The sequence below is a fragment of the Bacillus cereus group sp. BfR-BA-01441 genome (assembly GCF_022663075.1).
Taxonomy (GTDB): Bacteria; Bacillota; Bacilli; order Bacillales; family Bacillaceae_G; genus Bacillus_A; species Bacillus_A cereus.
Map to the genome: position 1 here is coordinate 25,147 of NZ_JAKUEU010000057.1, position 9,442 is coordinate 34,588.

Sequence of the window (9,442 nt, forward strand, 5' to 3'; positions counted from 1 at the left end):
TAAGTCGCTTTTTATTAAATAAATTGTCATATAAAATTCAGAATCATATTAGAAAAAATCTTTATTTAGAATAATTATCTTTACGTATTTATTATTAGTTGTTATAATTGGAAACAAATGTTCTTGAAAAAGATTCTCATTTATAAAATTGAGGTGTTATATAGATGACAAAGAAAAAAATAGGTTTACTCGTAATGGCGTATGGAACACCAGAATCATTAGACGATGTAGAGGCGTATTATACACATATCCGTCACGGGCGTAAGCCATCAGAAGAAGCGCTTGAAGATTTAATTGGGCGCTATAAAGCGATTGGTGGAATTTCGCCGCTTGCAAAAATTACGAAAGAACAGGCGCATAAATTAACAGATTCAATGAATAATATATTTACAGAGTATGAATTTACTTGTTACTTAGGTTTAAAACATACTGCTCCGTTTATAGAAGATGCTGTAGAAGAAATGAAGCGTGATGGGATTGAGCAAACGATTAGTATCGTATTAGCGCCGCATTATTCTACATTTAGCATTAAAGCGTATAATGACCGTGCTATTCGTCTTTCAAAAGAAATCGGTGGTCCTGTTATTGAATCAATTGAACAATGGTATGATGAACCGAAGTTTATTTCGTATTGGGCAGACCAAATAAAAGAAACGTTTACAGAAATTGATGATAAAGAGAAAGCAGTCGTAATTTTTTCAGCGCATAGTTTGCCAGAAAAAATTATTGCAGCAGGAGACCCATATGTAGAACAACTAAAGCATACGGCAGATTTAATTGCAGAAGCTGCAAATATTCAAAACTATACAATCGGTTGGCAAAGTGCTGGGAATACTCCAGATCCGTGGATTGGTCCAGATGTGCAAGATTTAACGAAAGATTTATATGAAGAGCATGGGTACGAATCTTTCATATATTGCCCAGTTGGTTTTGTAGCGGAGCATTTAGAAGTTTTATATGACAACGATTATGAATGTAAAGTTGTAACGGATGAATTAAATGCCAAATATTTTAGACCAAATATGCCGAATGCGCAATCTGCATTTATCGACTGTTTGGCTGAAATTGTTTCCAAAAAAGTGAAGGAAATAGTTGACAAAGATCTAGTTTTGAATAATAATTAGTTTATAATAATTTTAAACAAATAATAATTACTATGAAAGAAAGAGGAGGATCCCCCTAGATGAATCCAAATAATCGCTTAACAACAAACCAAGGTGCTCCAGTTGGAGACAACCAAAATTCTCGTACAGCTGGTCGTCGTGGACCAGTATTATTAGAAGACTATCATTTAGTAGAAAAACTTGCACACTTTGATCGTGAACGTATTCCGGAGCGTGTTGTGCATGCACGTGGTGCAGGTGCTCACGGTGTATTCGTAACGAAAAATAGTATGAAGCAATATACGAAAGCTGCATTTTTACAAAATGAAGGAACTGAAACACCTGTATTTGTTCGTTTTTCAACGGTTATTCATGGTCAAGGTTCTCCTGAAACAGCACGTGACCCACGTGGGTTCGCTGTTAAATTTTATACAGAAGAAGGAAACTACGATATCGTAGGTAATCATTTACCAGTTTTCTTCATTCGTGATGCAATTAAATTCCCTGATATGGTACATTCTTTAAAACCAGCACCTGATACGAATATTCAAACGCCAGATCGTTACTGGGATTTCATGACGTTAAGTCCAGAATCTACACATATGATGACATGGGTATTTTCTGATTACGGTACACCAGCAAGTTATCGTGAAATGGAAGGTTTCGGTGTCCATTCATTTAAATGGATTAATGAAGAAGGTAAAATTGTTTATATTAAATACCACTGGAAACCACAGCAAGGTGTACGTAACTTAAATGCGAAAGAAGTGCAAGAGGTACAAGGGAAAGACTTCAATCATGCTACTCGTGACTTGTTCGACGCGATCGAAAAAGGAAATCACCCGAAATGGGATTTACACGTACAAGTTATGCAATTAGATGAAATGGATTCTTTAGACTTTGATCCACTAGATCCAACGAAAGTATGGCCAGAAGATCGCTTCCCGTTAATTGAAGTAGGGACAATGACGTTAAATCGTAATCCGAAAAACTTCTTTGCAGAAGTAGAACAAGTAGCGTTCTCTCCAAGTGCCACTGTAAATGGTATTGAGCCATCGGAAGATAAATTATTGCAAGGTCGTTTATTCTCTTACCCAGATACACAGCGTTATCGTCTTGGTGCAAATTACTTACAAATTCCTGTAAACTGCCCATACGCAGCTGTTCATAATCAACAACGTGATGGTGCGATGCAAGTGAATCAAAACCCATCTACAATCAACTACGAACCGAGCCGTCATGCAGAGAATCCAGTTGAAGACCCAGCTTACCGCGATTCAACTATGAAAGTAGAAGGCTATGTATCTCGTGAAAAAATTGACAAACCGAATGACTTCAAACAAGCAGGTGAGCGTTACCGTTCATTCTCTAAAGAAGAGCAAGATAACTTAATTGCAAACTTAACAAATGACTTGAAAGACGTAAATGAACGCACGAAATTACTAGCTGTTTGTAACTTCTTCCGTGCAGATCAAGAATACGGTATGCGTTTAGCGCAGGCATTAAATGTTGATATTACGCAATATGTAGGAAATGCTCCGAAATAAAACGGAAAAGACGACTGGGTTTCGGTCGTCTTTTTTATGTGTAAAGTTACACGCGGGTATTCTTCAATTTCGTTATGTCGGAATTTGTTGGTAAATCGATATCTTGTGTCGAAACGTTGATATATTGAAAGGAACAATCGATATATTTGAAAAATCGTTGATATATCCAAAAAAACGTTAATATATTTCCAGTTATACTAGGTGGGGTATGTTGCCCGGTGCGCAAAAAAGAGATGCAATCTATTACTAATAGATTGCATCTCTTTTTTAGTTCACTCGCTCAGTATACTCATAAGCTTTCTCCCCATGCATCGAAATATCAAGTCCCATATGTTCCTCGTGCTCATCTACCCGGACAGGGAGGAAGAAGTTGATTGCTTTAATAATGGCATACGTCATTATAATTGTGAATGCATATGTTGCGCCGATCGCTACAAGTTGTTTCAACAGCAGCGAGGCGTTTCCGTAAAATAATCCGTTAGCGCCATCGCCGTTTACGGCAGTAGTTGCAAATAATCCTGTCGCAATACCGCCCCAAGTTCCACCGATGCCGTGACATCCGAATGCATCGAGTGTATCGTCGTATCCGAATTTTGTTTTTAAGAAAAAGACCGCTCCGAAGCATAATACGCCGCCAATTGCTCCGATAAGAAGAGCTGAGAAAGGTGTAACGAACCCGCAAGCTGGTGTAATAGCGACTAGACCGGAAACGGCGCCACAAGCAGCTCCCATCGCAGTCGGTTTTGATTGGAAGAACCACTCTGAAAGCATCCAAGTTAATGCTGAGGCAGCAGCGGCTATATTTGTATTAATAAATGCAGTTAAAGCTACGTCGTTTAAGGATAATGCGCTGCCGACGTTAAAACCGAACCAGCCAAACCATAATAAGCCTGCGCCTAACATTGTAAATGGCAAATGGTGAGGAGAAGAACCATTTATGTTTTTTCGTTTTCCGAGGAAAATAGCTAATACAAGACCAGCAACTCCGGAAGTGATGTGAACGACGTTTCCGCCAGCGAAGTCTAGTGCACCAAGTTCCCTTAGCCACCCGCCGACGCCCCATACCCAATGAGCGACAGGATTGTAAACAATCGTTGTCCATAAAAGGATAAAAATAAGAAAGGCAGAAAATCGCATTCTTTCAGCAAATGCACCTGAAATTAAAGCTGGAGTTAAAATGGCGAACATGAGTTGAAACATCATGAATAAATTGTGAGGAATAGTAGATGAGTAGTCTGGATTTGGTGCGTAGGTAACTCCGTTTAGACCGAACCAATCAAGTGTACCGATAAGCCCGTGCCAATCTGGTCCGAATGATAAAGAATAGCCGATAACAATCCATTGAATCGAAACGATAGCCATTGCACTATAACTATGCATCGTTGTACTGAGTACATTTTTGCTGCGAACCATACCTCCATAAAAAAGTGCCAATCCTGGTGTCATCAACATGACCATTACTGTCGTCACAAACATAAAAACTGTATCTCCCATATTCATGAGCTCTCCTCCTATAATGTTAGAAAAAATAACATCGTTTTGTTATGTTTCATATCATATTCGAAAAAGAACTAAAAATCAACTAAAAATTCAGAAAAATATATACATGATGTTAGAAAATATAACATAGATTATTTTGTGAGGATTGAAATCGACATATGCGTTTCTCTCGGATAATTGGTATAATATTCTTACAATTAAAAACTTGGGGGATGCGTGTGGGAAAAATACGGACTAGGAAACTATTCATTTGTTTTTGCTTAGCTTTTGTTTTGTTTGTACCAATACATACTTTTGCAGACGAAAAAAGAGAGTGGAAAGATGAAGTTATATACTCCATTATGATTGATCGCTTCAATAATGGAGAACCGAAAAATGACAAACAATTAGAAGTTGGTAATTTAGAAGGGTATCAAGGCGGGGATATAAGAGGAATTATAAAAAGGTTGGATTACATAAAAGAAATGGGTTTTACTACCGTTATGCTTTCGCCGCTTTTTGAAAGTGGAAAGTACGATGGATTAGACGTGCGAAATTTTAAAAAGGTAAATGAACATTTCGGGACAGACAATGATGTGAAAGAACTTGTAAAAGAAGCTCATGCAAAAGGAATGAAAGTTGTATTTCAATTTCCGCTTGGAGAAAACGAACGACAGGTAATTGACGCAATGAAATGGTGGATAAAAGAAGTTGATTTAGACGGAAGTTATGTTATACATAGTGAAAAAAAGCCGCGTTCCTTTTGGGATAACGCGCAAAAAGATATGCAAGTGATAAAGAAAGATTTTCGTATTATGACAAAGGAGGATAGCGAATACAACGAAAAAATCGTAGAATCGTTTTCCGAAGCGGATGTATCGGTGAAATCGTTATACGATGTGAGTAAAAAAGAAGGGGAATTTGTTACGTTTTTAGATGATCAAGAAACAAAAAGATATGCGCGTATTGCAAAAGAAAATATGTATTATCCGCCATCACGTTTAAAACTGGCGCTTACTTATTTGTTAACATCACCTGGGATTCCGAATTTTTATTACGGAACGGAAATTGCATTAGATGGAGGAAGTGTACCCGATAATAGACGATTAATGGATTTTAAGTCAGACGAAAAATTTATGCAGCACATAACAAAACTAGGTGAACTTAGGCAGGCGAGACCGTCTTTACGACGCGGTACGTTTGAGCTTCTGTATGATAAGAGCGGGATGAGCATACTAAAACGAAAATATAAAGATGAAGTAACTTTAGTAGCAATTAATAATACGAAAGAAACACAAAAAGTCTCCTTACCTGCAAGTGCAATTGGTGAAAAACAAGAGTTAAGAGGATTGTTACAGGATGAAATTATAAGAGAGGAAAACGGAAAGTTTTATCTCGTTTTAAAACGTGAAGAATCAAATGTGTATAAAGTTAACGGAGAAACAGGTGTGAATTGGTTATTTATCTCCTTAATCGTTGGTGTGAATGTATTATTTATTGCGTTTCTAATTGCAGTTAAAAGGAAGCGTAGATGAGATGAGAAATTACTCGCTCTATGTTCATGTCTTCTTATTGTATTTGTAAGTTTGTTCGGTGGGGCAATAGTGTTATTCTGTTGATATGAAATTTCTTAAGAGAAACGACGTGAGAATGAAAACGTCCCTAGTGAGAGGAGGGCTAGGTTAGGAAGAGGATTTTCTTCCTAACCTGTTTTTTGTGTTAGCACCGATAGGGAAGAATCTTTGAAGCAATCAATAATTGCAACTATATTAATTTTACATTACATTAAAAGTTAGAGAATACTCTTATACTAATACAGTGCTAAATAGTAGGTGGGAAAATGGAGTTTTACGATTTGGGTATTACCATTAAAGAGCTTAGAATTAAAAAAAATATATCACAATCCGAATTATGTCATGGAATATGTTCGCAAAGTCAAATTAGCAAAATAGAAAAAGGTGTGATTTATCCATCTAGTATATTGTTATATCAATTATCAGAAAGACTTGGTATTGACCCAAATAATATATTTGCATTAACTCAAAACAAAAAATTAAAATATGTAGAAAATGTAAAATGCGTAATAAAAGATTGCTTAAAGCAAAAACAATACAAAGAACTTTATGAAATAGTGAAAAAAGAGAAAAACGAAAATAACTTCCAATCAACAGAAGATAAACAATTTTTAATATGGCATGAAGCGATTGCTATATTTATGGTGGATAAATCAATAAAAACTGCTTTAGATTTTTTAAATAATGCATTAAAATTAACTGTAACTAATTCTGATTTTTTATCAGAAAGAGAAATAGATATTATGCAGACAATTGCTATATTCCATGGGGAAAATAAAGAATATGAAAAAAGTATTAATATATTAAGAAGGTGTTTAACTAATTTTAATAAGTTAGATTTTCCTAGAGATAAAGAAATTAAATTGAAAATTATTTTTAATTTAGCAAAAATTTTAGGTCATGCAAATCAACATGAAGAGGCAGTAAAATACAATGATATGGGTATCAAACTAGCTATTAATCTAAATACTTTATATTTACTAGGTGAATTATACTATGGAAAAGCTTGGAATTTATTGAAACTTAAACAACCTAATGAAGAAGATGTTGCAAATAACATGAAAAAAGCATTATTTATATTCGAACTAACAGAAAAAGAAAATCTGATAAAAATGGTTAAAGAAAAATATTTTGAAAACCAAACTGAAAAAAGTCACTCATAATTCATTTGGAAATCACTTGAAATATAATAAAACCTACAGGGGAAATCTCTGTAGGTTTTATACTTATAAACTTGCTTCTAAAATATTAGTGCTTAATATAAATTTTTGAATAAGAGTTTACTTAGCGCTTTAGCGTACTTTTTTATTTTGAAGCCTGCATCTTTATTAAAGATGTATGCTTCTTTTTAAATCCATCCGAATATTATTGGGTCAAGTCGGAGGAAGGTACTTTGGGGTGTCTTTTCTTTAGATCTTTATCATTAACTATTTAATGTTTTTTAAATGATTACATGACATATTTTTTTTGTACCAAGCTTTGTTGATACAGTTAGATTTATCCGTTAGTGTATTCGTATTATTAGAACATCCTACAGTATTTAGGGAGAATGTGGCTAATAAAAACCATAATATTAATTTCTTCAAAAAACCACTTCTAACTCTTTTTTAATTAACATTTTTTAGATCCTTACTAATTTTACATTACATTAAAGGTTGGGAAATATTCTTATACTCATAAATTGTTACGTTTTGGCGGGGAGAGGAATTATGAGTTACAGCGATTTTTAAGATGACTTTGGCCCAGGATGTGGTTATTAAGAAAAGTAATTCAAATTGAAGGGGAAACGTCTTAAGGCATATTTTTCTTATTTTCAATAAGGTCTGCTAAATACATGTATAAAACAAATTCTATAATAAGGCCTAGTTTAATCATGCGCTCACTTGTAAAGTATTCGTATGGTTAGACTCTGTTCACTTAGTGATTTTCACCGCATACACCATTTTTCTATGGTTTGTTCTCGGAATATTGTCTCTACAAAACAAAAAACTCCTCTAATTAAGAGGAGTTTTCTTTTTAGCGGTAGTTAATGAACTGTACGTCGATTGGTAAATCAGCGCTACGAACAGCTGCGATTACTGCTTGTAAGTCATCACGGCTTTTCGCTGTAACACGTACTTGATCATCTTGTACTTGTGTTTTTACTTTTAATTTCATTTCTTTAATGATGTTGTTAATTTTTTTAGCGTTATCTTTATCGATACCTTGTTGAAGTGTTGCGCGTTGGCGAACAGTGTTGCCAGTTGCAGCTTCAACTTTTCCGTAATCTAAGTTCTTAATTGGAACGTTACGTTTTACAAGTTTAGAGATAAGAACGTCTTTTACTTGCTCTAATTTAAACTCGTCATCAGAAGTTAAAACAAGTACTTCTTTTTCTAATTTAATATCACTTTTACTTCCTTTAAAGTCATATCGGTTTTGTATTTCTTTTAATGCGATATTAATTGCGTTTGTTACTTCAGGTAATTCTACTTTCGAAACGATGTCAAAAGAGCTATCTTTTGCCATAGTTAGCACCTCCAAATAAATTTCTAATCTTGTTATGTACTGTACATACTAAAGTATAGCTGAAAACGAGTCTAGACTTAAGTGTTTTCGTACTTATATTCATGTAACCTTATTTTATTATAGTGAATTTTGGGCAGTTGGACAAATACAGGAAAAATCATGTTATAATTAACTTTTGTTTGGAATGATAAAAAAGATAATTTTATATATATAGAAGGGAATTAAAAAATATGTATTTGCAAATAGGATCGATTGAACAGGTAACTGTTTTACGCGAAACGGAAATCGGATATATGGTTGGGAATGAAGAAGAGGAAATTTTCCTACATAAAAACGAAGTAGCTGGAGAAATTGAAGAAGGCGATACGATTGATGTATTCTTATACCTTGATCACCAAAATCGTATTTCAGCAACAATGAAGGAACCGATTATTACAACTTATGATTGGAACTGGGTAAAGGTTGTAGAAGTTATTCCTAGTTTAGGTGTGTTTGTTGATATTGGTGTGTCAAAAGATATACTAATTCCAGCTGATGAGTTCCCGATTTATATGCCAGTATGGCCAGAAGTAGGCGACGAATTATATTGTACGTTAAAATTAACGAATCGTGATCGTTTAATTGCTCTTCCGGCAAGAGACAGTGATATGCAAGAAATTATCGTAGATGCAACGCCATCTATGCGTAATAAAAACGTAAATGGACGTGTATATCGTTCGCTTCAAGTAGGTTCATTCGTTTTAACAGATGAACATTTCCGTGCTTTCTTACACCATACAGAAAGAAAAGAACAAGTCCGCATCGGTCAGCGTGTAACAGGCCGTATTATTGACGTAAAAGATGACGGTACAATTAACATTTCACTTCTTCCTCGTAAAGAAGAAGGAATGGAAGACGATGCTGCAGTAATTTATGCATATATGGAAGAACGAGGCGGAGCAATGCCGTTTTGGGATAAGAGCCATCCAGAAGATATTAAAGAACGCTTTAACATGAGTAAAGCTGCATTTAAGCGCGCACTTGGTAAGTTGATGAAAGAAGAAAAGGTTTACCAAGAAGAAGGTTGGACTTACTTTAAGAAATAAAGTAAATGAAAAAAGAACTATTCTTTCTCTGAATTTTTAAGAGAAGGGATAGTTCTTTTTATTTTTAATAATGTATTCGCTCTATAAGGTAGATATTGTGAAAGAAGTAGGCAGGATGGAAACTAAAGTTATAGAAGAGGTATGTT

7 protein-coding genes are annotated in these 9,442 nt (G+C 34.8%); 5 read left to right on the forward strand and 2 right to left on the reverse strand.

Annotated features, from left to right (window positions below; all coding sequences use genetic code 11):
• Positions 1-164: 164 nt before the first annotated feature.
• Entirely contained in the window at positions 165-1,124 is a 960-nt protein-coding gene (gene hemH, locus MR107_RS20860; RefSeq protein ID WP_242292654.1) for a ferrochelatase, read from the forward strand.
• A gap of 59 nt (positions 1,125-1,183) precedes the next feature.
• Entirely contained in the window at positions 1,184-2,650 is a 1,467-nt protein-coding gene (katB, locus tag MR107_RS20865) for a catalase KatB (RefSeq protein WP_001069176.1), read from the forward strand.
• Between the two features lie 267 nt (positions 2,651-2,917).
• Here the strand turns inward: katB and MR107_RS20870 are convergent, their stop codons facing one another.
• Entirely contained in the window at positions 2,918-4,150 is a 1,233-nt protein-coding gene (locus MR107_RS20870) for an ammonium transporter (protein ID WP_001055855.1), read from the reverse strand.
• 158 nt (positions 4,151-4,308) lie between these two features.
• Between MR107_RS20870 and MR107_RS20875 the strand changes: the two genes are divergently transcribed.
• Positions 4,309-5,664, forward strand: a complete 1,356-nt coding sequence (locus tag MR107_RS20875) for an alpha-amylase family glycosyl hydrolase (RefSeq protein ID WP_013141814.1) — start codon at positions 4,309-4,311, stop codon at positions 5,662-5,664.
• Between the two features lie 305 nt (positions 5,665-5,969).
• Positions 5,970-6,866 (forward strand): helix-turn-helix domain-containing protein, encoded by an 897-nt coding sequence (locus tag MR107_RS20880; RefSeq protein WP_000397889.1) that lies wholly within the window; start codon positions 5,970-5,972, stop codon positions 6,864-6,866.
• 853 nt (positions 6,867-7,719) lie between these two features.
• On the opposite strand, the gene MR107_RS20885 is transcribed toward MR107_RS20880, so the two are convergent.
• Positions 7,720-8,211: a YajQ family cyclic di-GMP-binding protein gene (locus tag MR107_RS20885; RefSeq protein ID WP_001040149.1), complete on the reverse strand. Its 492-nt coding sequence runs from the start codon at positions 8,209-8,211 to the stop codon at positions 7,720-7,722.
• Between the two features lie 230 nt (positions 8,212-8,441).
• Between MR107_RS20885 and MR107_RS20890 the strand changes: the two genes are divergently transcribed.
• A complete protein-coding gene (locus MR107_RS20890; protein WP_000281262.1) occupies positions 8,442-9,296 on the forward strand; it encodes a CvfB family protein in 855 nt (284 codons plus the stop codon).
• Positions 9,297-9,442: the final 146 nt, after the last annotated feature.

Excerpts from the sequence above, each read along its gene's own strand:
- hemH (WP_242292654.1), top strand. The coding sequence starts at position 165 with ATGACAAAGAAAAAAATAGGTTTACTCGTAATGGCGTATGGAACACCA.
- katB (WP_001069176.1), top strand. The coding sequence starts at position 1,184 with ATGAATCCAAATAATCGCTTAACAACAAACCAAGGTGCTCCAGTTGGA.
- MR107_RS20870 (WP_001055855.1), bottom strand. The coding sequence starts at position 4,150 with ATGAATATGGGAGATACAGTTTTTATGTTTGTGACGACAGTAATGGTC.
- MR107_RS20875 (WP_013141814.1), top strand. The coding sequence starts at position 4,309 with ATGCGTTTCTCTCGGATAATTGGTATAATATTCTTACAATTAAAAACT.
- MR107_RS20880 (WP_000397889.1), top strand. The coding sequence starts at position 5,970 with ATGGAGTTTTACGATTTGGGTATTACCATTAAAGAGCTTAGAATTAAA.
- MR107_RS20885 (WP_001040149.1), bottom strand. The coding sequence starts at position 8,211 with ATGGCAAAAGATAGCTCTTTTGACATCGTTTCGAAAGTAGAATTACCT.
- MR107_RS20890 (WP_000281262.1), top strand. The coding sequence starts at position 8,442 with ATGTATTTGCAAATAGGATCGATTGAACAGGTAACTGTTTTACGCGAA.